At 36.4% G+C, this 24664-nt stretch carries 24 protein-coding genes; 7 read left to right on the plus strand and 17 right to left on the minus strand.

Annotated elements, in window-relative coordinates; translation table 11 throughout:
• Positions 1-5: 5 nt before the first annotated feature.
• Positions 6-851, minus strand: coding sequence for a DUF2268 domain-containing putative Zn-dependent protease (locus MHB48_RS15710; protein ID WP_342598883.1), 846 nt, complete (start codon positions 849-851; stop codon positions 6-8).
• A gap of 181 nt (positions 852-1032) precedes the next feature.
• On the opposite strand from MHB48_RS15710, the gene MHB48_RS15715 reads away from it, so the two are divergent.
• Entirely contained in the window at positions 1033-1284 is a 252-nt protein-coding gene (locus tag MHB48_RS15715) for a hypothetical protein (RefSeq protein WP_342598884.1), read from the plus strand.
• Between the two features lie 146 nt (positions 1285-1430).
• On the opposite strand, the gene MHB48_RS15720 is transcribed toward MHB48_RS15715, so the two are convergent.
• Positions 1431-1976 (minus strand): group-specific protein, encoded by a 546-nt coding sequence (locus MHB48_RS15720; RefSeq protein WP_342598885.1) that lies wholly within the window; start codon positions 1974-1976, stop codon positions 1431-1433.
• Positions 1977-2039: 63 nt separating this feature from the next.
• Positions 2040-2174 (minus strand): hypothetical protein, encoded by a 135-nt coding sequence (locus MHB48_RS15725; protein WP_342598886.1) that lies wholly within the window; start codon positions 2172-2174, stop codon positions 2040-2042.
• A gap of 316 nt (positions 2175-2490) precedes the next feature.
• Between MHB48_RS15725 and MHB48_RS15730 the strand changes: the two genes are divergently transcribed.
• Complete coding sequence (locus MHB48_RS15730) at positions 2491-2991, plus strand: shikimate kinase (RefSeq protein WP_342601404.1); 501 nt, start codon at positions 2491-2493, stop codon at positions 2989-2991.
• A 218-nt stretch (positions 2992-3209) separates the two neighbouring features.
• On the opposite strand, the gene MHB48_RS15735 is transcribed toward MHB48_RS15730, so the two are convergent.
• From MHB48_RS15735 to MHB48_RS15750, 4 genes are all read right to left on the minus strand, one after another.
• Positions 3210-4343, minus strand: a complete 1134-nt coding sequence (locus MHB48_RS15735) for a bifunctional cystathionine gamma-lyase/homocysteine desulfhydrase (RefSeq protein ID WP_342598887.1) — start codon at positions 4341-4343, stop codon at positions 3210-3212.
• A gap of 62 nt (positions 4344-4405) precedes the next feature.
• The gene (cysK, locus tag MHB48_RS15740; protein WP_342598888.1) at positions 4406-5329 is read right to left on the minus strand and encodes a cysteine synthase A; all 924 of its coding nucleotides are present in this window, start codon (positions 5327-5329) and stop codon (positions 4406-4408) included.
• Entirely contained in the window at positions 5330-5800 is a 471-nt protein-coding gene (locus MHB48_RS15745) for an S-ribosylhomocysteine lyase (RefSeq protein ID WP_342598889.1), read from the minus strand.
• A gap of 12 nt (positions 5801-5812) precedes the next feature.
• A complete protein-coding gene (locus MHB48_RS15750) occupies positions 5813-6451 on the minus strand; it encodes a class I SAM-dependent methyltransferase (protein ID WP_342601405.1) in 639 nt (212 codons plus the stop codon).
• 171 nt (positions 6452-6622) lie between these two features.
• Here MHB48_RS15750 and MHB48_RS15755 point away from each other — a divergent pair, with 171 nt between their 5' ends.
• Complete coding sequence (locus MHB48_RS15755) at positions 6623-6823, plus strand: hypothetical protein (protein ID WP_342598890.1); 201 nt, start codon at positions 6623-6625, stop codon at positions 6821-6823.
• Positions 6824-6853: 30 nt separating this feature from the next.
• Here the strand turns inward: MHB48_RS15755 and MHB48_RS15760 are convergent, their stop codons facing one another.
• Positions 6854-7351, minus strand: coding sequence for a GNAT family N-acetyltransferase (locus tag MHB48_RS15760; protein ID WP_342598891.1), 498 nt, complete (start codon positions 7349-7351; stop codon positions 6854-6856).
• Between the two features lie 371 nt (positions 7352-7722).
• On the opposite strand from MHB48_RS15760, the gene MHB48_RS15765 reads away from it, so the two are divergent.
• Entirely contained in the window at positions 7723-8724 is a 1002-nt protein-coding gene (locus MHB48_RS15765) for a S66 peptidase family protein (RefSeq protein WP_342598892.1), read from the plus strand.
• Positions 8721-9275 carry an HAD-IIIA family hydrolase gene (locus tag MHB48_RS15770; protein ID WP_342598893.1) on the plus strand — a complete coding sequence of 185 codons (555 nt, stop codon included), beginning with the start codon at positions 8721-8723 and terminating at the stop codon, positions 9273-9275. The genes MHB48_RS15765 and MHB48_RS15770 overlap by 4 nt, the downstream gene beginning before the upstream one ends.
• Positions 9276-9694: 419 nt before the next feature.
• Here the strand turns inward: MHB48_RS15770 and MHB48_RS15775 are convergent, their stop codons facing one another.
• Complete coding sequence (locus MHB48_RS15775) at positions 9695-10228, minus strand: GNAT family protein (RefSeq protein ID WP_342598894.1); 534 nt, start codon at positions 10226-10228, stop codon at positions 9695-9697.
• 128 nt (positions 10229-10356) lie between these two features.
• Between MHB48_RS15775 and MHB48_RS15780 the strand changes: the two genes are divergently transcribed.
• Positions 10357-11712 carry an amino acid permease gene (locus tag MHB48_RS15780; RefSeq protein ID WP_342598895.1) on the plus strand — a complete coding sequence of 452 codons (1356 nt, stop codon included), beginning with the start codon at positions 10357-10359 and terminating at the stop codon, positions 11710-11712.
• Positions 11713-11934: 222 nt separating this feature from the next.
• Here MHB48_RS15780 and MHB48_RS15785 read toward each other — a convergent pair whose 3' ends face one another.
• The 7 genes from MHB48_RS15785 to MHB48_RS15815 form a co-directional block, all read right to left on the minus strand.
• Positions 11935-13911 (minus strand): S9 family peptidase, encoded by a 1977-nt coding sequence (locus tag MHB48_RS15785; RefSeq protein ID WP_342598896.1) that lies wholly within the window; start codon positions 13909-13911, stop codon positions 11935-11937.
• 210 nt (positions 13912-14121) lie between these two features.
• Entirely contained in the window at positions 14122-15669 is a 1548-nt protein-coding gene (locus tag MHB48_RS15790; RefSeq protein ID WP_342601406.1) for a fatty acid--CoA ligase family protein, read from the minus strand.
• 270 nt (positions 15670-15939) lie between these two features.
• Positions 15940-17871, minus strand: coding sequence for an ABC transporter permease (locus MHB48_RS15795; protein WP_342598897.1), 1932 nt, complete (start codon positions 17869-17871; stop codon positions 15940-15942).
• Positions 17843-18616: an ABC transporter ATP-binding protein gene (locus MHB48_RS15800; protein WP_342598898.1), complete on the minus strand. Its 774-nt coding sequence runs from the start codon at positions 18614-18616 to the stop codon at positions 17843-17845. The genes MHB48_RS15795 and MHB48_RS15800 overlap by 29 nt, the downstream gene beginning before the upstream one ends.
• Positions 18597-19622, minus strand: a complete 1026-nt coding sequence (locus MHB48_RS15805; RefSeq protein ID WP_342598899.1) for a sensor histidine kinase — start codon at positions 19620-19622, stop codon at positions 18597-18599. Before MHB48_RS15805 ends, MHB48_RS15800 begins: the two co-directional genes overlap by 20 nt.
• Before the next feature lies 1 nt (position 19623).
• Positions 19624-20328, minus strand: a complete 705-nt coding sequence (locus MHB48_RS15810; protein ID WP_342598900.1) for a response regulator transcription factor — start codon at positions 20326-20328, stop codon at positions 19624-19626.
• Positions 20329-20818: 490 nt separating this feature from the next.
• Positions 20819-21811: a lipoate--protein ligase gene (locus MHB48_RS15815; protein WP_340923037.1), complete on the minus strand. Its 993-nt coding sequence runs from the start codon at positions 21809-21811 to the stop codon at positions 20819-20821.
• 122 nt (positions 21812-21933) lie between these two features.
• Between MHB48_RS15815 and yhfH the strand changes: the two genes are divergently transcribed.
• Positions 21934-22059 carry a protein YhfH gene (yhfH, locus tag MHB48_RS15820; RefSeq protein ID WP_340923039.1) on the plus strand — a complete coding sequence of 42 codons (126 nt, stop codon included), beginning with the start codon at positions 21934-21936 and terminating at the stop codon, positions 22057-22059.
• A 395-nt stretch (positions 22060-22454) separates the two neighbouring features.
• On the opposite strand, the gene MHB48_RS15825 is transcribed toward yhfH, so the two are convergent.
• The gene (locus MHB48_RS15825) at positions 22455-24641 is read right to left on the minus strand and encodes a YhgE/Pip domain-containing protein (RefSeq protein WP_342598901.1); all 2187 of its coding nucleotides are present in this window, start codon (positions 24639-24641) and stop codon (positions 22455-22457) included.
• Positions 24642-24664: the final 23 nt, after the last annotated feature.

A 24664-nucleotide genomic window follows, 5' to 3' on the forward strand; every position in this document is an offset into this window, starting at 1 on the left:
ACCGTTTATTTATTAATTGGAAAGTCAGACCCTGCTATTATTTCTTTAGATGATTTGGAATATAGCTCGTTGTGACGAAAAGGACCTCGATTCTTCTGGAAGGTATTAACAATCTGATAACCTATATAATAACCAATCCATTTAGGTAATGGACTTCTGTCTTTGCCGAATAAAAAATGATGATGATTTTTAACACCTTTTACATCTAACGAAGGGATAAAGTGTTCTTTCCATAATTCAATAGCATCTCTCAATGAATAGAGATTTGACCATGGACCTAACCATTTTTCACCATATAAGTCCTTGACCGCATATTCCCCAAGACCCTCAATAATTAGTGAATCCTTCAGAGAGATTTTTTCAGGAGATAAATCCAAATAGCTTAGTCTGCAAACATGGTTATATTCATGTGCTAATAAAGCCTTTATTTCTTCTCTTGCTAGTTCAGTTGATAAAAATAAAAATAGTGCCTTTCTATAAGCTACCCCATTTTTATTAGGTATTTGCTCTCCAAATTTGGAACTTACTTTTTTTATAGGAAAAATATAAATGGGAACCTTTGGGCCATCCCATAATCTTCTGAGCATTTTATATTCTTCTTTCACAACTTGCCAAACATTTTGTGTTTCCATTTCTTTTACTTTATCTTTTAAGGTCAACCATTCATTTGGATCAAATAATCCGTGTCTTAGGAGTTCATATTGACATGCTTGAGAGTTTATATGAGGAAATAATTTCATGATTGGATCACTAATTACCTCACGTTGTATGAGTGATGCCCCTTTTCCCGACTGTTTCTCACATAGTTCAACAAATTGATAAAGCCAATTCTGCGTTTGAATTACCGGCAAATTTCTCATCCTTTTTCATTATTTTCTTTTATCATATGTTTTGGATTCCTCTTTGTTTGTTGAAACCTGAAATTATCACCATACTTTTATTCTCTAGACAATTGTCTATTATGCAATACTATCAACCGCATATGTTAATAGAACATACATGTATGTAAATAGTCTTGAAAGGAGGAAGAACATGAATCAAGCTGCATTATATAATCAATGTTGTAGATATCATGGGCAGCGAGTGAGAATTACTTGTCGAGATGGTAGTGTTCATGTGGGGGAAATTACTAAAATTAATAGAAATATGGTCTGGATTAGACCAGATGATAATCTTGGTGGTTATGGTTTAGGATTCTTCGGATTTAGAGGATTTGCATTTGGATTTGGCATCGCACTTGGTGCCATTACCGGAATCGCCCTTGCTTCAGCATTTTTTTGGTAATACAAATAATATTCCATTCAAAATAATTTCACGATGTCAGAACAAATACCTTACACCCATAAAAATGAACTTCCCATTAACTTATAAATTGAAAAGGGAATGGGTTATCAAAGATACTCAGTTCCCTTTTTATTATTAAGAATTAATTAGCCGCTTTCCTCGCTCCAATTGATGACTTTTGAGTCCAAAATACTGACTTCTCCTAGACTCAAAATATGAGGTATATATACAAACATTCCAAAATTGTTCCCCTTTTTATGTTCTTCTTCAAAATATGTTACAGTATCATTCGGGATATGAGTTAATTCATTGAAACTTTCTACATCAATGAATTTAATATCGTTACTATCTATTTCTGCAGATGGACCTTTGTCATTTTCTTTTAGATATAAATAAACTGCGTTTTTATTATTCATTAGATTTTTAGTTGGTATTTTGTAAAATAATATATTCGTCTTAATATTTACACCAACCGTTTTCAGTGCTCGAAATACATGATGAGGATGAAGTGGCAAAAAAAAGATTACATCATTCCACAAGCAATCTAGTTTGGGAATTCTGCGCACCAGAAGTTTTTCGCGATCAGGATGTGTTCGATACTTCTTTGCATACGCTTGATAAAGTTCTTCATCTATCTCTTTCAAACTATTTAAAGATATCAACTTGTCATTCATCATTTTATTTGGAACCATTTGCTAGACATAATCCATAGCATCTTTCCCCCTAGCAAAAGGTTTATAACTAATATGATTCACTTAGAATAGATATTTTAAGAATCGAATTATCATTCTTGGTACAAAAATTAACATGTTCCAAAGCAATTCTCCAATAATTGAATCACGAACCTCAGCGAGAAATCCTTCTTTCTCTCTCTTTTTCTTTTCTTTCATGCCTTATCCTCTTTCTATCTCCTTATATTTCTCCATCTCAGTAGTAAATGTTTTGCCAATTAAGTATGTTACTAATGGTAGAGGAATATTATCCTGTCGCAAAAATTTGGTGCAAGTTTACAAATGAATTTTTTCATTAACAGTTCCCTAACAACTAGTCTTGTCAATGAATCAATTTTTTAAGACAATTAAATAGAGTTTACAAGATTCTGACATTGTAATATAATTTAGATTAATATAGCCATTAGAGAGTGTGTTTAATTTGGGTTACGGAGAAGTAAGTGTAAGACAACAAAGTATTGTGTTAATTGGTTTTATGGGCGTTGGAAAAACAACAATTGGTGAACTCGTTGCCCAAAAATTATACCGTGACTTTATCGATATTGATAAAGAAATTGAAAAAGAATTTATGATGTCTACAACTGATATTTTTAAAATACATGGTGAAGAAGTATTTCGTAATTATGAAAAAGAGCTGATTCAAACATTTACCAAACAGAAGTTGAAAATCATTTCTATTGGTGGTGGCGCATATATGCAGTCAGAAGTACGTGAAGCTTGTCTGACAAACTGTACCGTCTTATACCTAGATGTGTCATGGGAAGAGTGGAAAGAGCGGCTTGATATTTTGATTGACAGCCGTCCTATTTTGCAAAGTAGGAATATTGATGAGATTGAAGAACTGTTTCACGAGCGACAAAGAGCATATTCACTTAACAATTCAACATTATCAGTGAACTATCAATCACCCGAAGAAGTAGCCGATCATATTGTTGAATCATTAAAACTTGCCTGGGATATATATGAGCCACACTAATGGGAAGCCGAACCGGAAAAATAGTCCAGTTCGGCTTTTTTATATTTCCACTTTTTCCTGAGCTTTTATCTTAGGACTTCAGGCTGAACAAGGTCCTGCCTGAAGCATATAACTACCCCCATCATGCCCAAGGTAGTTTTTCACTTCTTTCGCCGCTACAATTAGACTGTCTACATCCATCCACACACCACTAAATATAAGTGATGTGCCAAAATTATTTATGCTAATGCTTGCGTTAAATCTTCTAATAAATCTTCCACGTCTTCAATACCAACTGAAATTCGTACAAGGCCATCTGTAATGCCTAATTCCAAACGCCGCTCTCTTGGAATGGATGCATGTGTCATCCTTGCTGGAACCGAGATTAAACTCTCCACTGCTCCTAAACTTTCTGCTAAAGTAAAATAACGAAGCTTCGCTAGAAGTTCATCTGCTTTTTCTCCACTGCCTACATCAAAAGAAATCATCCCACCAAAACCAGTCGTTTGTTTTTTCATCAGTTCATGACCTGGATGATCAACTAAACCTGGGTAATATACTTTTTCAACAGCTGCATGATTATTTAAAAACTCTGCAATACGTTTAGCATTTAAGTGATGCTCTTCCATACGAAGGCCAAGTGTTTTTATTCCACGCATTAATAGCCAAGAATCTTGAGGTCCTAGCACTGCTCCTACTGAGTTTTGCACAAAATGTAAATCAGTTGCAAGTTGCTCAGAGTTCACTACAACTAACCCAGCTACCACATCACTATGTCCTCCAATATATTTTGTCGCACTATGCACAACAATATCAGCACCAAGTTCAATTGGCTGTTGGAAATAAGGTGTCATAAATGTATTATCTACAATTGAGAGTAACCCTTTTTCTTTTGCAAGCTTAGCAATAGCTTTTATATCTGTAATTTTTAATAAAGGATTCGTCGGTGTTTCTAGAAAAATTGCTATCGTATTTTCTAAAATAGCAGCTTCGACTTTAGATACATCGCTCGTATCTACAAATGTTGCTTCAATGCCGAAACGATTTAATACCTTTGTAATGACACGGTATGTACCACCGTATACATCATCCGTTAAAATGACGTGATCGCCTTTACTAAATAGCATCATAATAGAGCTTGTAGCTGCCATTCCGGAAGCAAAAGCAAATCCTGCCACGCCACCTTCTAATTCACTAATCAATACTTCTAACGCATAACGAGTAGGATTTCCAGTACGTGAATATTCATATCCTTTGAATTTACCGACCGCTTCTTGTTTATACGTACTCACTTGGTAAATGGGTGTCGTCACAGCACCTGTTGTTTCGTCACCAACAATTCCCGCATGAATTAGCTTCGTTTTTGCACGCATTTTTTATTTCTCCTCCTTCAAATTCGCCTTGGCGTAGTTGCGTCCAGAGGCTTTAACTAAATTTAGTTGAATAATTCATATAGGTTCTGACTTAAATAGCGTTCGCTCGAATCAGGAAAAATCGTCACAATATGACTTCCTTTTTTCGCAGTTTCCGCTTCCTTCAGTGCGGCGGAAAAGGCTGCACCTGATGAGCTTCCTACTAGCAAACCTTCTTCTTTTGCTAACGCACGTAATTGAGCAAAAGCTTCTTCATCACTTATTGTATGGATTTCATCAAAATACGATTGGTCCATAAAGGTTGGTATGAATTCCATTCCAATCCCTTCCGTCACATGTGTACCTGCAGCACCTCCATTCAAAATGGATCCCACTGGTTCTACTATCACGGTTTTAATATCTTCATTTTGTTCTTTTAGGAAAGAAGCTGTCCCCATAAATGTTCCACCCGAACCAGCACCAGCAACAAACACATCAATTTGTCCATCTAAATCACGCCATAATTCAGGACCAAGTGTTTTTGTATACGTAGCAGGATTTGCTGGATTTGAAAATTGAGATGGTGAAAAAGCATTTGGAATTTCAACAACTAGTTGTCTTGCTTTCTCAATGGCACCTTGCATGCCAAGTGCAGTATGTGTATTCACGACTTCTGCTCCTAGTGCTCGCATCAAGGTTTGTTTCTCTTTACTAAACTTTTTAGGAACAACAAAAATCACTTTATATCCTCGGCCTATTGCAGCAAGTGCGATCCCAATTCCTGTATTTCCTGCAGTTGGCTCAATAATGGTTCCACCAGGTACAAGTTTTCCAGACTCCTCAGCATCTTCGATTAATGATAAGCCTAGACGATCCTTCACACTACCACCTGGATTTAAATACTCAAGCTTCGCAAAAATTCGACAATCATTAGGAACCTTTATATGAGTAATTTCCACAACAGGTGTATTCCCTATTAATTCTTGTATATTACTAAATATGTTCATTTATAATTCCTCTTTATAAATTTGTCGCCATTCATCTTTTTTCGCAAGCATTTCAGCAGCAATCTCCTTTGCTCCTTCTAAGCTATGGCTTGCTGCCCACCCACATTGCACTTCATTACATGCTGGAACCTCTGTTGCTTCTAACACATCTTGTAATGTCTTTTCAACAATCTCTAAAATTTCTTCATAGTTTTCATGATTGATAACCGATAAATAGAAACCAGTTTGACATCCCATTGGACTAATATCTACTACTTGCTCTGTATGATTGCGAATATTTTCTGCCATTAAATGTTCTAATGAATGTAGTCCAGGCATTTCCATATGTTCTTTGTTCGGCTGTTTAAAACGAATATCATATTTGTAAATTTCATCACCACGAACGCCTTGTTTTGTTCCTGCTAAACGAATAAAAGGTGCTGCCACTTTCGTATGATCTAAGTTAAAGCTTTCTACATTCATTTTTTTCATTTGTATCGCTCCTTATTTTTTAGTCGCATCCATTAACCAAACAAAATCATTCATCTTTGTAAACTTTACTTTAAATCCTGCATTATCAAACAACCTCGTCAGTATTGGGATTGTCGTATAATACTCTCGTTCTAAGTCATCCGCCACGTTATGGAAACCGCGTTTTCTTTCTTTTTCAATTTGTGCTTGCTTTGCTTCTTCTGTAATAAAAGCCGTATCCGCAAATACAACTTTTCCGTTTGACGGAAGCAGCTTTGCATAAGCCTTCAACGCTTCTCCTTTTTCTTCATCCGTTAGATGATGAAAAACATATGAGCTAACAATTGCATCTATATTTTCACTAACTACACTATATTCGAGTAAATCCCCATCTATTATTTTTATAGAAGGAAATCGGTTTGAAGTATGCTGACGCATCTTCGTGTTTGGTTCGATACCGATAACCGAAAAACCTGCTTCAATTAGCTTTGCTGTTAAATTTCCAGTACCTGTACCAAATTCTATAACGGTACCAGAAACACGTTCTGCTACTTCATTTAAAATTGTTTCATAACTTTCAAATACATCACGATACTCAGGATCTTTTCCAGAAACAGATGCATCGTAAGTGTGTGCCCATTCATCAAAAATGTCGACAAATTCTCTACCCATCATCTAACCCCTTTTATAAACATATTATTCCTAGTTGATTACTTTGTTTTAGGCTTAATACTAATAGTTATATCATATGGAGGAAAATTGTCAAATAAAAAAACCCAAGACACCAGGAGTCTTGGCAGAAAATAAATAAAAGAGTTTCTCCTCATTTTGGAGAAACTCTTTATGATTCATGATATTGGAAAGAATAGAGGGATGACAATCTGCAATGGAATACCGGCTTTCACAAAGTCAAAAAACTTATATCCACCCGCTGTCATTACTAATGCATTTGTCGATGATGCAACTGGAGTTGCAAAAGCCATACTAGAAGAAACTGCGATGGCGATAAAAAAACGTATATGGATTAGCGCTCTTAGCGGCTAATTGATAGATAATTTAATATCCAAATTTTCACTATTTTTCAACCTTATATACAGCATTTATTGCATCCCAATCTAGGGGTCTAGCCATACTGTTTTCAACTCGCTCTAGAGGCTTAAACCCGTATTGTGCATAAAGGGAATGTGCATCTCTTGTACCTAAGTGAAAATTTGTTCCTTTCAATCTTGGATGTTCAGTTATAATACCCATTAACCATTTGCTAAGGCCACGTCCTCTGTAATCTGGAAGTACAAAAACATCACCTAACCAAGAGTATCTAACAAGGTCAGACACAACACGTGCAAAACCAATTTGTTTCGTTGTCCCTTTAGTTGGATCACCATCAAAAATACCATAACAAAGAATAGAATTTTCGATTGATGCTATAACTAATTCCCTTGAAATACCCTTAAGCCAATAAGATTCCTCACTAAGAAACTTATAAATGACTTCCACATCCAACAAACTTTTATCGGTACAAATGAAAAATCCATCTTTACTAAAGAATTCAGCTTGTTCTTTCCCTAACATTTCCCTTGTCCCCCAGTGGCTGTGTAATTTTTATTCTGTTGACTTAATTTCATAAATAGAACTTTGTCATTAAAACGCGAACATTTGTCACTTCGTTGATTGAAGCGGCAGGTGGCGACTCCATCGGGATGAGTGAGACTGATATGCCATCACAAATGATGCGTAGTGGCGGTGATGGCTTATCGCTCACCCCGCGGAAAGCGTCCGCCTATAGCGGAAATCAACTAATTAATTACTTAGTTACTACAGATTTCTGAAAATTCTATTTTAATAGTAGCTTATATAGCCTATAATTGTAAATAATATCCTTATCATACAGTCTATCTCGATGAATAATAAGTAAAATAGAATAGTTACAGGAGGATCTAATTATGACACTATTAAATCGATTAAAGCCAGGAGATAAAATCGGAATATATTCCCCTTCGTCACCTATTACTTATTCTTCACCGAAACGATACGGAAGGGCTAAGTCCTTTTTAGAATCTAAAGGCTTTGAAATTGTAGAAGGAAATCTAACGGGCAAGCATGACCTATATCGTGCTGGAACGATCCAGGAGCGCGCAAACGAATTAAACGAGCTTATAAGAAATCCTGATATTCGTTGTGTTATGTCTACAATTGGGGGAACTAATTCTAATGCACTTCTGCCGTATATTGATTATGACGCTTTTAAAAAGGATCCAAAAATCATGATTGGCTATTCGGATGCTACAGCGATATTATTAGCAATCTATGCACAAACAGGAATACCGACGTTTTATGGACCGGCATTAGTCCCTTCTTTTGGAGAATTTGAACCGTTTCTTCATTATACATACGATTATTTCCGTGACATGTTAATAGTTGAACAACAGATCCCTCTTACTGTTCCCGTACCTCCTTACTGGACGGATGAGCCTCTCAATTGGGAAGTCAAAACAGCGGACAAGCAAAAGAGACCAAATGATTGGATCTGTGTAAATGAAGGTTCTGCACAAGGAAGATTAATTGGTGGCAATCTAAATGCAATGTATGGTTTTTGGGGAAGTCCGTATATGCCTGCTATACAGGGTGGGGACATTCTTTTTATAGAAGATACGATGAAAACAGCATCGGTTGTTGAAAAGAATTTTAACCTACTAAAAGTAAATGGTGTATTCGATCGTGTGTCTGGCATTATCTTAGGAAAACATGAACTATTTGATGATCAAGGAACTGGCAGAAAGCCGTCTGATATTTTAGTGGAAACTATTGGCGAAACAGCTATTCCGATTCTTGCGGACTTCGATTGTTGCCATACGCACCCAATGTTGACAATGCCTATTGGACGAAATGTAAAACTGGATGCAACGAACAAAGAAGTAATCATTATGGAGCAATGGATAAGATGATAAATATTAAGGACATACAAGCAGTTTTCATAGATCGAGATGGGACAATTGGTGGTACTGGGCATTTTATTCACCCAAAGGATTTCAAACCTTATGACTTTAGTAAAGATGCCTTTCAATTACTGCAGGACCATGGAATTAAAACCTTCGCATTCACGAATCAACATCGAATAAGCCGAAAAGAAGCTTCCATTCAGGAGTTTTTAGAGGAGTTTAGATCTTATGGATTTGATGACGCATTTATTTGTCCACATAGTGAAAATGATGTATGTGGATGTCATAAACCTAGACCTGGCATGTTATTAGATGCTGCTCGTATTCATAACTTAGATTTAAAAAAGTGTGTGGTAATTGGAGATGTTGGATCGACTGATATGCTAGCAGCTCATGCAGTTGGAGCGATGAAAATATTAGTGTTAACTGGTTGGGGTAAAAGTTCCTTACAGCAATGTCGAGATGCTTGGAAAAACGTCGAACCTGATTATATTGCAGAAAATCTATTGGAAGCTGTTCGGTGGCTGTTGAAAAGGGTCTGTCTAATAAGCTCATAAATTGAAACAGGTGTAGAAAAACGAGTCTTTTTCTACACCTTTTTTTTGTATACTTTTTATTAAACTACTATTTTTATAGGCAATTGATTGTAGTGGAAGACGGCGACTCCAGCGGGAATAACATGAGCTGAAGGCCCCGCAGGAGCGAAAGTGACGAGGAGACTGAAGCCATGCCCGCGGAAAGCGTCCGTCTGGAACGGAAATCAATACATTAGAAAAGGGACCATCTCTCAGTCAATGTATGACTTTAGGGACAGCCCCTTTTTGTTACGCTTCTATACAGTAATGGTAATGTTGGGAGTATGTGAGTAATAGTTGCGAATCTCCACTTGAACATTGCTAGTTAAGCACCATATCTTACACAATTGGAGATAGGCTATCCCAATAATTTTTTGTCACATACTTTAATTCAAATAAAGTCATATACTTTCTTCCCATTCTTCTCTTAATAAACCCATACGAATAGAATCGTAGTAAACACCATTGTAGAAACGACATTTGCGGAGCCTAGCCTCCATCGTCATCCCTAATTTTTCACCAACCTTGATCATTCGTTCATTTCCGGACCAAGTGGTGTAACCTACACGTACAAGCGGTAATTCAGTGAATAAATGCGAAATCCACATTCGAATTGCTTCCGTTCCAATGCCACCATTCCAATAGGCTGGATCATAAATGACAATCCCCATCTCTAGCCAGAGCGATTCCTCGTGTTCCCAGTAGTAGCAAAGAGAACCAACCAATTTATCCTCGACAAAGATGCCCCAGAGATCCTCTTGATTTATATATTGATCTTTTCTCTCTAAAAATTGCTCTAATGTCTTTGGCTCATATGGAAAATATGGAGCATCCCACTTTTTCCATTCAGGTGCTTCTTCTTTTGCACTTAACTCCCAAAGTCGAATTAATTCTTGTTCTATTACCGGTTTTATGGTTACTTGTCCCATTTTCATGACCCCCGTCCTACTTGCATAATATAATTTTATCACAGTATTGATTCTATTTACCGTTCCTAAATACATAATAATGTGGTAAGTTGTTATACAACAAAAACATTTTCGGAAAAAGGAGTGCTACACAAATGGGTGGAAATCAGCAATTACAACGTGGTTTAGAGCAACGGCATATCACCTTAATGTCTTTAGGTGCAGCAATTGGAGTTGGATTATTTTTAGGGTCCGCAACAGCCATCCAATTAGCAGGACCTGCAATATTAATTTCATATATTGTTGGCGGTTTAGCTATTTTTATTATTATGCGTGCGCTTGGAGAAATGGCCGTACATAATCCTGTCTCTGGTTCATTTAGTAGATACGCAAAAGATTACCTAGGACCTCTTGCCGGTTATATAACCGGATGGAATTATTGGTTTTTATGGGTTGTTACTTGTATGGCAGAAATTACAGCAGTAGGCGTTTATATGCAAATGTGGTATCCAGATACACCTCCTTGGATATGGGCATTTGCAGCACTTGTTGTGATGACATTAGTAAACTTAATCGCTGTGAAAGCATATGGTGAATTTGAGTTTTGGTTCGCTCTCATTAAAATTGTCGCAATCTTGGCAATGATTTTCGTGGGTCTTGGTGTCATTCTTTTTGGAATAGGTAATGGAGGAATAGCTGTCGGTATAAGCAATCTCTGGTCAAATGGTGGTTTTGCACCAAATGGGATTACAGGAATTTTCATGTCATTGCAAATGGTCATGTTTGCTTATTTAGGTGTAGAAATGATTGGGGTAACTGCAGGGGAAGCAAAAAATCCAAAAACGGTTATTCCTCGAGCGATTAATACTGTTTTTTGGCGTATCTTACTTTTTTATGTTGGCGCTTTATTTGTCATCATGTCTATCTATCCATGGAACGAAGTCGGTAATGCCGGAAGCCCTTTCGTCTTAATGTTTGAAAAAATTGGTATTGGGCCAGCTGCTGGCATTATTAATTTCGTTGTATTGACTGCAGCGCTATCTAGTTGTAATAGTGGAATTTTTAGCACTGGGCGTATGTTATTTAATTTAGCAGAACAAAAGCAAGCCCCAGCTTCCTTTAAGAAAATAAGTGGAACAGGCGTGCCTTCTAAAGCCATCGTCTTCTCCGCATTTTTATTATTAATAGGCGTCGTATTAAATTACCTAGTTCCCGAAAAAGTATTTATATGGGTAACGAGTATTTCTACATTTGGTGCAGTTTGGACGTGGGGAATTATTTTATTATCACAATTAAAATTCCGTAAAACTCTGTCCAAAGGAGAAATTTCAAGGTTATCATATAAAGCAATATTCTATCCATTTGGATCGTATATAGCACTTGCCTTTTTAGTATTAGTTTTAGGGCTCATGGCGTACTTCCCTGATACTCGAATCGCGTTAATCGTTGGCCCAATATGGATTATTGGTTTAGTGTTTGTATACTATAAAAAGGGATATCATAAAAGATAAATATCGACAAAAATAGCGCGATTACTCGGAGTGATTGATCGATTGTCAGAGGTAATTATCCGATTTTCTCGAGTAATTAATCGATTGTTCGAAGAAATTATCCGATCATCTCGAGTTATTATCCGATTAACCCAGGTTATTATCCGATTATTACTATTTATTATCCGATTCACCAAAAAAGCTCTTCATTTCACTTGAGAAATGAAGAGCTTTTCCGTTTTTTTACATATATTTCTCAAACCACCCTGTGATTTGTTCTAATCGTGTTTGACGTAAATTTGGTAATCCCACTCTAGACAAATTATGATCAGATTGCGGGAAACGGACAAAGCTTGTTTCTTTTCCCATTGCTTTTAGCGTAATGTAAAACTGTTGCCCTTGTTCAATTGGACAACGGTAGTCATTTTCACTATGCAAAATTAACAATGGTGTTTCAACATTAGAAGCATATTTTAATGGGGATGCATCCCACAACTTATTAATATCCGTCATATCCGCTCCAATTTGCCAAGGTGTGAAGTAATACCCAATGTCAGAAACGCCGTAAAAACTAATCCAGTTAGAAATAGAACGCTGTGTTACTGCTGCTTTAAAACGATTGGTATGACCGACAATCCAGTTCGTCATAAATCCACCGTAGCTTCCTCCCGTAACTCCAAGACGATCTTGATCAATCCACTCGTTTTCTGCCAACGCATAATCGAGACCTGCCATAATGTCTTCATAGTCTCCTCCACCGTAATCGCCACGTACCGCATCGACAAATTGTTGACTATACGAATGACTTCCACGTGGATTTACATATAATATGCCGTATCCTTTTGCCGCTAATAACTGCAACTCGTGGAAAAAGGTATTTGCGTACATAGTATGTGGTCCACCATGAACCTCCACAATTAACGGGTACTTCTTACCTTCTTTAAACCCTGCTGGCTTCATTAGCCAACCGTGAACGTCCCAGTCTTCCGCACCTTTATATACAATCGGAGTTGGTTCGACAAGTTCTACTTCTTCTAATAACACATCATTAAAATGTGTTAGTGCAATTCTTTCACCAGTCGCCAAATTTAGCTTAAATAATTCCCCGGGAAATATTGCATTACTTATTGTCGCAAGAGCGAATGTTCCAGACTCATCGATATCGTATCCGTACACATGCTCATTATCTGGTGTTGCCGGGTACAATTCTCCTTCTAACGATGCAAAATATAGTCGAACATCGCCCATCGAAGATAATTGGAAATACAAATGATTGCCCTCTGTCCATACCATATCAGGCGCACTTGCCCCTTGCTGAACATCTCCAACAGAGTAATCTCCAACAGGTGCATCAATTCCTTCTGTTAATACTTGAGTAAATCCAGTATTCACCTCATATACATACACTTCTGCATGCGTTGCATTTTGGAAGGTTCGAGGCATTCCACCAAATGCTATATATTGATCATCCTTTGAAAATGTCGCTCCACCAAAATAACCATCTTCATCGATAATAACTTTTTCTTTTTTTGTTTCCACATCTACTAATAACATTGGTTGGTGGAATGAAAAATCTTGATTTTCATCACGATTAACACCAATGACAAGTTTCTCCCCATCATGAGAAATCGCTTGCAAACTATGATCGAAATTTCCTTTTGTAAATTGTGTGATCTCTTCCGAAGAAATATCAATCCACCCAATTTGTTTGTATGTATCTTTTGGTAATAGACCAGCACCATCAGCATGGTATTTCATCTTCTCAACTACATACGCTTCTGGTAATTTCTTTTCGTCTTTTTCCACTTTATCCGTCCAACTTTTCCCTTCTTTTAATGAAGCATCGAACCAGACTTTTTTGCCACATGGTGACCAAATAAAACTAGTAATACCTTTTTCCACATTCGTCAGTTTTTTAGCTTCTCCGCCACTTGTAGGGAGAATATAGATTTGATTTTTCTTATCACGATTCGACAAAAATGCGACGTGTTTCCCGTCCGCGGACCACTGTGGAGAAGATACGCGATCTTTATTATAAGTCCATTGTGTCACTAATTCAGTTTCTAAATATACATGATGTAAATACGCATAGTATTTATTATCTTTCTCATTCATTTCGGTACGAATAAACACAGCTTCTTTTCCGTTCGGTGCAATTACCGGGTTTGTAATAGAATGTAGTTTAAATAAATCTGTCGTTTCTAATTTCCTCTTTGGCATAAATAAATTCCTCTCTTTCCATATCACTCTATCATTTATTTCGACACTCGAAATCATTTCCCTGCTCACTCTTAAAATATAACAGAAAAATAAATTCCAAAAAATAGATATACAGGACATAACAATAAGTGAACACGACAAAATGCAAAAAAAGAGGATGAATCAAGAGTCAATTTCTATGACCTATTGAGACATCCTCTTTAACTATTACTAAACTGTTTGGACTTTTAATGAACGACGCAATATTTTACCTGTTGTATTTTTAGGTAATTCCTCTAAGAACTCTATACGTTTCGGGATCTTAAATTTTGCAAGTTTTTCTGAACAGAAGGCTTGTATTTGTTCCTCTGTTAAGGAAGCATCCTTCTTCACCACGAATGCTAATACTTCTTCTCCGAAATTAGGATCCGGAACACCAATAACTGCTGCTTCTATAACACCTGGATGTCCAAATAAAACTTCTTCCACTTCACGAGGGTATACATTGTATCCTCCAACTATAATTGTATCTTTCTTGCGATCAACAATGAAGAAATAGCCTTCTTCGTCTTGTCTTGCAAGGTCTCCTGTGTATAACCAACCATCACGAATGGCATTTTCGGTTTCTTCTGGCATTTTGTAATAGCCCTTCATTACATTAGGTCCTCGAACGATTAGCTCTCCAACTTCCCCTACGGGAACTTCTTCCCCAAGTTCGTTCACTACTTTATTTTCTACATTCACAATGTTTGTTCCAATAGAACCAGGTTTACGATCACGATCGATTGGATTGAAGCATGTTACCGGAGATGCCTCAGATAAACCATATCCTTCTGAGATACGTACATGGAATTTTTCCTCAAAATTATGAAGTAATGCTACCGGTAAGGAAGAACCTCCAGAAATTGCTAAACGAAGCGTTGAGAAGTCCTCCACATTTCCTTCAGGGAATTGATATAAGAAATTGTACATGGTAGGTACACCAGCAAATATAGTTGCTTTGTGTTCTTTCGCAATCTTAAAAACGTCTTGTGGACTAAATTTTGGAACTAATAAAATTGTTGCCCCCATTAATAAAGGCGCATTGACAACAACCGTCAGTGCAAACACATGGAATACTGGAAGCGTTGCGATAACCCGATCATCTGTATTAATCGTTAAATATTCTGCAATGTCCCGAGCGTTCGAGTAAATATTATTAAATGTCAGCATTGCACCTTTTGGATGACCAGTCGTACCAGATGTATACAAAATGACAGCATTATCATCTGGTGACACCTCTACTGGCGAAGTATTCGGCTCGGTGGTAGAGACTAAAAACGTAAACGATTTCACTTTTGCTTTTAAAGCATTTGGAAGTGCGGCTAATTTTTCCGTAGTCGCTTGGTCGGTCTCACAAATGACATAATTTTCAACCGATGAAAAAACACCTGCTGCTTTTTCTACTAAAGGAAGAAAAGCATCCAGTGCAATAATTGCTTTTGCATCACTATTTTTTATGATATAGCTAATTTCCTCTGGTGTGTAAATTGGATTAATTGGAACGGCAGTTGCCCCTATACGCATCGTTGCATAAAGAGAAATAAGAAAATGAGGAGAATTTCCAAGTAAAAACCCTACATGATCCCCTTTTACGATTCCCAATGATTGCAGTGCCGTTGCAAAACGTTCTACAGATTGATCAAATTCTGCATACGTCGTATTTTTCCCCATAAAATGATAGGCGATCTTATCTGGATTTTGCAACGCCCTTTGCTGAACATGTGTGACTAAACTCATATTCCCATCTCCCATCTCTTTTTTGAATGAATGGTCATTCATAATCCCCGTATTTATTATATATGAAAAATTTTGATTATTCAATATAAAAGAAGGTTCCAAAAAAATAACAAGTTCGAGGGAAACGTTTGGTGAAATTTCGATGAAAACAGAAAAAGCAATGGAGAGCAATTCCATTGCTTTTTCTGTTGCTAATCTAATGTTAAATGGGTTGCGAATTTGAGTTTTGTACTTCAATACCGAACCTTCTTTTCATACATGATTAGTGAATCAATCTTGAATATGCGCAATATATCTCCAACGAATTAAGTAAAAATAGGACACTTGAATAACGGTAAATGCAAGTAATACAAGTAACATTTCCATTGCAATAGAAACAGCCGCTAGATCTACCCAAAATGCCTGCAGGAATAGAAATGAAAATGTACTATGCACCATTGCAAGTCCCCAAGGTAAAAAGAATTGTGGTATTAACTGCCCATTCACGATTTTTACAAGTTCTTGTTCAGTAACACCCATTCGCCGCAAAACATCGTACTGTTTTTTATCCCGTTCTAAATCTGTGTACAACTTAAAATAAACGAAGCTTCCCGCCGCAAGTAAAAGTACTGCTGCTACAAGCAAGCCAGTAAATAATAACAAAGAAAATGTAGCCCGTATAATCGAAAAGTTTAATCCCGGATTAACAAAGTAAAACGAATTTGGATTTATCCCCGAAGCCCCTAAAGTCTCGTTCATAATTCTATCTAAATCTGTCCCCACATCTTTTGTTCGCAGCCATTCTGGAACATGAAATGCATAAAACGTCGTACTAGACTCTTTTATTCCAAACCCAAATAATGGCTCGGTTATTAAGTTAAAATCGTCATCGTTAATAATAATTGCTCTTTTTTCTATTGCAAGGGATGGGAAGATTAAATGATTGTATACCCCTTGGATTCGAATTGGTACACTGCTTTCCTCTAGAACAGTTTGTTCCTCCTCTTGACGAATACTTCCAAAATCCTCTTGTGTGTTTGGAACTAATAGAGCTTCTCCCTGTCGCAAATCTATTAACGGAATTTTTAATGCGACAGCTAGACTATTTACTTCCGACTCTTTTATTAAGTTGACTTGTTCATGTGAATTAGAGGAAGTTTGTTTTTTCACATTAAATTTGACTAACTCATAAGACAAGCCTTCATTTTGAAGTTCCTGAGATAGTTTCATAATATGTTCGTCTTCAAATGGATTATCCCAATTGCTAGAATAAAAAATACTTACTGGATTTAGTTCTCGGTATTGTGCTGTAAATGAAGTGAAAGAGGTTACTATTCCAACTGACAAAAACGCAATCGTCGATACAATAGTAACAACGAAAAACATCCGTGCATTTTCTTTAATTTTTATCGAGCCTTCCGCAAATGCGATTAATCTATAGGAGTGCCAATACAGACTTTTTCTTTTTCGAACAATGTGCAGTAAATACAAAATACTATCCGTATAAAAGAAATAAGTTCCAACAAAAGCTAATATAACAATTAGAAAACTAAGAAATACATTCATGTGAAAAACAGAGAAAATAACTAAACTATATGCAGCAAAAAGTAGGAAAAATCCTAACAAAGCCTTCCACTTTTTAAAGGATTGTTCATTATGTTTACCAAATCCCTTTAATAGATGAATAATCTCTTTTTTGCGTATGAAAACCACGCTACTTATGGAAATAATGATGAATAGCGACAAAAAAACAAGAATAGTTAAAGCAAATGGCTTCCAAGATACGTACAGAGGGAGACTATCCAATAAAAACAATTCTCGGATAACCATAAAGAAAAATTTAGAAAAAGAATAGCCAAAGAAAATTCCTACTGTAATCGAAATAAAGCCTAGTATCATTGTTTCTAGAAAAATTAAGCGATTAAGCTGTTGCTTTTCCATCCCTAAATTTAGAAGTATTCCAAATTCCTGCGATCTAGCCTGTAAAAAAGCACTCATCGAATAAAACAAAAAGAACAATGTAAAAATGATGAGTATTATTTCAGCTATTAGCATTCCACCAAACGCAATATCTCGTAAAAACTGGTCTTCAATATTTGGATGAAACATTAACATGGAATAAACGAAAAACACCATTACCGAAAAAATACTCGCCATAAAAAACGCTGCATATACGCGACTATTTCGAATTACATTATGATAAGCGAATTGTCGAAAGGTCATTTACGTTTCCACCTAGTAAAGACAGTACATTTAATATCCGTTGAAAAAATGTTTGTCTTCTATCATCTTTATAAATTTCATTAAAATATTCCCCGTCCTTTATAAAAAGAACACGGTCACAATAGCTAGCTGCAATGGGATCATGGGTCACCATAATGATCGTTGTTTGACTTTCCTTATTCACCTGGGAAAGGATTTCTAATACATCTCTTGCTGCTTTTGAATCTAAATTTCCTGTTGGCTCATCTGCAAGTATAATGGAAGGCTTATGAATCAATGCACGGCCAATTGCAGTACGTTGGGCTTGTCCCCCTGAAATTTCGGAAGGTCTTTTTTCTAATATGGGAAGTAAGTCGAGTCTCTCTGCGATTTCTCTCACCTTTTGCTTCATCACATCTACAGACTGCCCGTCTAAGGTCAATGGCAATACCATATTTTCTTCTACAGTTAGTGCGGGAAGCAAATTAAAGTCTTGAAAAACAAATCCGAGCTGTCTTCTTCTAAATAAAGACAAATCATTATTTGCTAGTTCTAATGGATTGAAGCTATTTAACATTATACATCCGGAAGTTGGTCGGTCAATCGTTGAAATAATATTAAGTAACGTTGTTTTACCACTACCTGAAGGTCCCATTATTGCGAGAAATTCTCCCTTTTCGACTTCAAAACTGAGTTGGTTAATTGCAAGGTGCGCTACTTTTCCTTCATAAACTTTTGTGACATCTTCAAGTGCTAGTATTGGCATCTAACTCACCTCGTTCTATCATTTCTTCTTTTTTAAATAGGATAGAGACGATTGTCCCTTGTCCCAATGACGATCTAATTCTCAGTTCATGTCCTAGACGTTTACAAATCTCTTGTGCTAAATACAATCCCATTCCAGTAGACTCACCATTTTTCCTACCATTTTCTCCTGTAAAAAATGCTTTTGTTACTCTTTTAATATCCGAAGCAGGAATCCCAATTCCCTCATCTCTTACTGAAAAAATTACCTGATTCTCCTCTATAGACGATTCAAAATACACTTTTTTATTTTCCTCAAACGTATACTTAACCGCGTTTGTTAAAAACTGAGCAATAACAAATCGTAGCCATTTCGTGTCTGAGGTAATAATACAGTCTTCCACCATTGAAATAACTGGAAACACATGATGGCCTATAAATAAGCGTTTATTTTCTGTTACAACTTGTGAAACAAGTTGTTTTAAGTCAATTTGTTCTATTTGCATATCTTCTTCGAAAGTGTCTAGTCTTGCATTCATTAGAACGGCCTCTAACCCTCTCTTGAGTCGATCCATTTCTTCTGCCACACTATCAGAATCCACTTGGTCACTGGCTTGTGTCATTAGTTCAATTACTGAAATAGGTGTTTTCATCTGATGAACCCAACTATTCATAAATTGCAAATGCCTATTTTGTCTTGCATATAAAAGCTGTACTTCCTTTTGATATAAACGATATATATGCTGCAAGTATGAATCTACTTGTTTAATTTCTGGTGACCGCGCTCCCCGTTGTAGAACAACTTCTATTTTAGTCGGTACAGAAAGAATCTTTTTATAGAAAGCATATTTTTTCACAAACAATGCTCCTAAAAAGGTGAATGTTAATATGCTACTAATAACTACGGAATAAATCGCTGTATCTAGATTTCGAAGTCCATCTAACCAATATATAAGCATGACGAATGCCACCAATAAAAATTGAAAAACTAAAAAGATCAAATGCTCTCGTATAAATAATCGAAACATATCAAGCTTCCTCCGAGCTTAGGATTAATCGATAACCTGCTCCTCGAACGGTTTCAATCGTAGATACAACATCATAATCAGCTAGTTTTTTTCTAACTCTTGTCATATTGACATTCAATGTATTTTCATCAACAAATGACTGATCGTCCCAAAGCTCTTCTAATAATTGCTCTCTAGTCACTAACTTTGGATAATTTCTTAAAAGTAATTCTAAAATGGTACATTCTTTCTTTTGAAGAGGAATTTCTACTTTCGCAACATGTAACTCCATTCGCTCCAAAAAGAGCTGGAACTTACCTACTTTTACGACACGTTCTTCCTGCTTCGCTGCATATTCACCGTAAGTCCTTCTTAAATGGCTTCTTATTTTTGCTAGGACGATTTCGTAGTGAAAAGGCTTCGTTATAAAATCATCTCCACCATTTTCTAGTGCAAACACTTGATCCATCTCTCCTGATCTTGCCGAAACAAAAATAATGGGACAAGTTGTCAACTGGCGAAGCTGACGACACCAATAATATCCATCATAGGATGGCAAATTTACATCTAGTAAAACAATATGAGGGTCAAACGCTGTAAACTCCTCGGTTATCTGATCAAAGTCTTCTATAGTATGCACTTCATAGTGGTATTTTCTTAAAGTATCTGCAAGCAGAGATGCAATTTTCCGATCATCTTCTACTACTAACACACGATGTGTCGTCACTAAAATCCTCCTCCTAAAATTTCTCTCTCCTTATCATAACAAAAAAAAGACCGACATACGTCAGACTCCTTGTCCATCTTAATAAATAAGTTGAACTAGTTTTTCTTTTGGTAGTACATCTGATGATTCTTAATTAGTTTTACAAATGTCTAAATATTTGATGTAGTTTTCACCTAAAATATAGTTACTATACAAATAGACTACTTAAATCTAACAAAACCAAATCTCTTATTTCCAGCTGTGCCACAAAAATACCTATCACAATATACTATTAAAAGGTGAGTTAATTTCAAAAAAGTACTTTGTCATTAAAATACGAACATTTATCACTTCGTTGAGCGGCAGGCGACGACCCCAGCCGGATGAGTGATTCAGATAAGCCATTAGTTTCCTTTAGTATTATTTGTGTTTTTTTATGTAAATTGGAATGATGAAATTGATTCAGGTAATAATAAAAAGAGACCGACATATGTCAGTCTCTTCACCCATCTTAATAAATAAGTTGCACTAATTCTTCTTTTGTAATACCACCGAAGTACTTAGGTACATCTACGGATTCCAGAGCTTCTTCAATTGCTTGTTTGCTATATGGCTTGCCAGTAAGAAGTCTCTCTACTTCTTCCATTTCACCGACACCAAAGAAATCTCCAAAGATCTTTACTTCTTCCATGATACCTTTATTTACTTCTAATCGAACATCTACGCCTCCTGAAGGGAAACGGTGTGTATGCTTCATGTTAAATTTAGGTGATTTTCCATAGTTCCAATCCCATTGCTGGTAGCGTTGTTCTGAAAGCTTGTGGATATTTTCCCAATCCTCTTCTGTCAGCTCCCAATATTGAATATTTTCTGCCCCACCAAATATAGATGAAAGAATTTCTGACCGGAATTGTTCAATCGTCATTGGCTCTTTCAATAGTTCTGCAACATTTGCCACACGACTACGGATCGATTTGATTCCTTTTGATTCAATTTTTTCTTTACTCACTTTTAAAGCAGATACGACTGCATCGATTTCTGTATTAAACATCAATGTCCCGTGACTAAACATTCTACCACGAGTAGAGAATTGTGCATTTCCAGAGATTTTTTTACCTTCTGCTAAAATGTCATTTCTTCCAGAAAGCTCAGCGTTCACGCCCATTTTCCCAAGTGCATCTACAACTGGTTGTGTGAACTTTTTAAAATTACGGAAGCTATCCCCATCATCTTTTGTTAAAAAGCTGAAATTTAGGTTTCCTAAGTCATGATAGACAGCTCCACCACCAGAAAGTCTGCGAACTGGAATAATACCGTTTTTCTCTACAAAATCTGTATTAATTTCTTCTACAGTATTTTGGTTTCTTCCAATAATAATGGAAGGCTGATTTATGTAAAACAAAAGAAAAGAGTCTTTTTCAACGTCCATTGTATTTAACGCATACTCTTCAATTGCTAGGTTAATTCTTGGATCTGTTATTCCTTTATTATCAATAAAATACATCGTCATCTCTCCTTTAAACCTATTTTAACAAAAAATTTAAGTACATGTTGACAAATTGAATTGTGTTATATTACAATTAATAAAAATTAAACAGTTATATAACAGATGGAGGTGGAACAACTATGTTAGAAAACGTAATTGAATTTTTCCGTAACCTGCCTAAAAAGAAATGTGCTACATGTGGTGAAACAATTGAAGAGCAACATGAGTGCTATGGAAACCAATGTGACAAATGCAACACCCTATAAAAAAATATAAAATGGCCAACTAGATCCTTCTCCTTCTAGTTGGCCTTCTTTTTGTTTTATTTGCTACTTAGTGAACGCAGTACTAGTGATACACCATTTTAATCTAGCGATTATAAATGGAGAACTTAGGATTTGTTCCTATTAGCTCATTCTCGGGTCTTGGCAGTCCGTTTTTCCGTAGGAGTCTCGCGGCTCATCGTCATAATAATATATCCTAGTAAAAAACAACAGCTAAATTTAACAGAGCCAATTTATAAAAAAAATGCCTTTCTCCGTTTGTGAGATAGGCGTTTCGAGTTTATTTTGTAATAGTATTTTCATCTTTAATCTTGTTTAATCGGTTTTATTCTGTTTCCAAAGAAAAACCCATCTCCTTTTAGAGATGGGTTTGATTTTTATGCTTCTGTTGTTTGTTTGGAGTGACGCTTTTTAAATACTAACAGGAAGTATCCTAATGTTAATAAAAGGAACGTCATCATAAAGCCAATCAATATTCCATTGCTATGCAAGAATTGCCCCATATCTCCAGTTGAAATAGACGCTTTAAAGCTTTGAACGGAGTATGTCATCGGCAATATTTTGTTAAAGAATTGCAATGGCTCTGGAATCATTTCTAACGGGAATGTTCCAGCACTTGTTGTTAATTGAAGAATTAGTGTAACGATTGCCACGAATCGTCCTGCATCTCCTAAGACTGAAACGAAAAATTGTACTAATGCTAAGAATGTAAAGCTTGTAATAAACGTAGATAGGATAAATAACCCTACACTTTGCGTTTCAACTTTCAATGCAAACAATGCAATGATTACAACTAAAAGTGACTGTATAGACCCTGCTACAGCAAGAACAGTTACTTTACTTGTAAACCATGAAACTCCACTTGTTGGTTTAATCACTGGTTGTACAAATGGGAAGACAATTGAAATCATTAAAGCTCCTACAAATAAGCCAAGTGATAAGAAATAAGGAGTAAATCCTGTACCATAGTTAGGGACCTTATTCACTTCTTCTGTTTTCACATCTACTGGTGCAGCAACCATATTGTAAGTTTTATCATTTGCTGATACTTCTGCTTGGCTACTTGCATCTTGTAAACTTGTTTGTAAAGTATCTGAGCCATCTAATAACTGCTTCGTTCCATCCGCTAGCTGTGAAGACCCGTCCACAAGCTCTCCAGATTTTTCTGCTAATGTTCCAGTTCCATCTTTTAACTGCGAAGAACCAGATGCTAATTGATTTAATCCACTAACTAGACTTGTTGAGCCTGTGTAAGCTTGCTGAATACCTGTGTTAAATTCATTCATTTTAGAAGCTAATGTATTTGTACCAGTGGATAAAGCATTTGAACCATCTATTAATGCTGTTGATGATCCATTTAATTTATCAACGCCTTGTTGTGCTTGGGCATACCCCGCACTTAGTTGTTCTGCTCCACTAGTTACTTGAGCTGTACCAGTAGATAACGCTGCTGTACCACCAGAAAGTTTTTCTAACCCAGCAGATACCGTTGAACTACCTGTTTCTAATTGTTTTAATGTTGTTTTTATTGCTTCGGCTTGTTCTGCCGGTAAAGTAGTACTTAGTTGTTCTAGTTGCTTAGAGAGAGCCTGAATACCAGCTGTTACACTTGCAGATCCTTGCGATAACTGACTAGCACTATCATTTAATTTCGCTGTGTTGTTTTGTAACTTAGCTAGAGCATCAACTAACGCTTTGTCTTTTTCGCCAAGTAATTGGTAGCTTTCATTCAATTTGGCTACACCAGCTGTATATTCTGTTAGACCTTTATTTAACGCCTGCGCTCCTGTAGCTGTTTGGCTTACTCCGTCTGTTAACTGAGTTGAGCCGTTTGCTAGCTGAGAGAGTCCATCATTTAAATCAGAAGAGCCACTTGCTGCTGATTGGATTCCATCCGCAACTGCGTTTGTACCGTCTCTCAATTCAATAGTACTACTTGCTAGTTGCTCTAAATAGCCTTTTAAATCACTAGCCCCATTATTAATCTCAGATACTCCGTCCTTTAATTGGCCAGCACCATCCGAAGCCTCTGCAAAACCATCACCTAATTTAGTAATAGAATCAAATAATTGTTCCGCATAAGTAGCTGTAACTTGCTCGTTTACTTGAGCACGAATACGATCCATTACAGTCTCCCCAATTTGTGAGGAAAGGAAGTTGTACCCTTCATTTGCTTTGTAAGTAATAATCATTTTTTGTGGTTCATCATCTAACAAAGTAGTTGCATGCTGTGAAAAGTTCTCTGGAATTTCAATCAACAAATAATAATCTTGATCTAATAACCCTTGATCTGCTTCTTCCTTTGAAACAGATACAAATTTAAACTCTCCACTATCCTTTAAATTGTCCGATAACTCTTTCCCAAGCATGAGCTCAGTTCCATTGATTTCTACGCCTTCATCAGAATTGACAACTGCAACAGGAAGATCCTCCATATTTGCATAAGGATCCCAAAATGCCCACAAAAACATTCCAGCATACATAACCGGAACAAATAACACTGCAATAATTGCAATCAACATTTTTCGGTTTGTTAAAATACTTTTCCACTCTGATTTTATCAATTTATGCCCTCCTAATACTTTTT

The sequence above is a fragment of the Psychrobacillus sp. FSL H8-0483 genome (genome assembly GCF_038637725.1).
GTDB lineage: Bacteria > Bacillota > Bacilli > Bacillales_A > Planococcaceae > Psychrobacillus.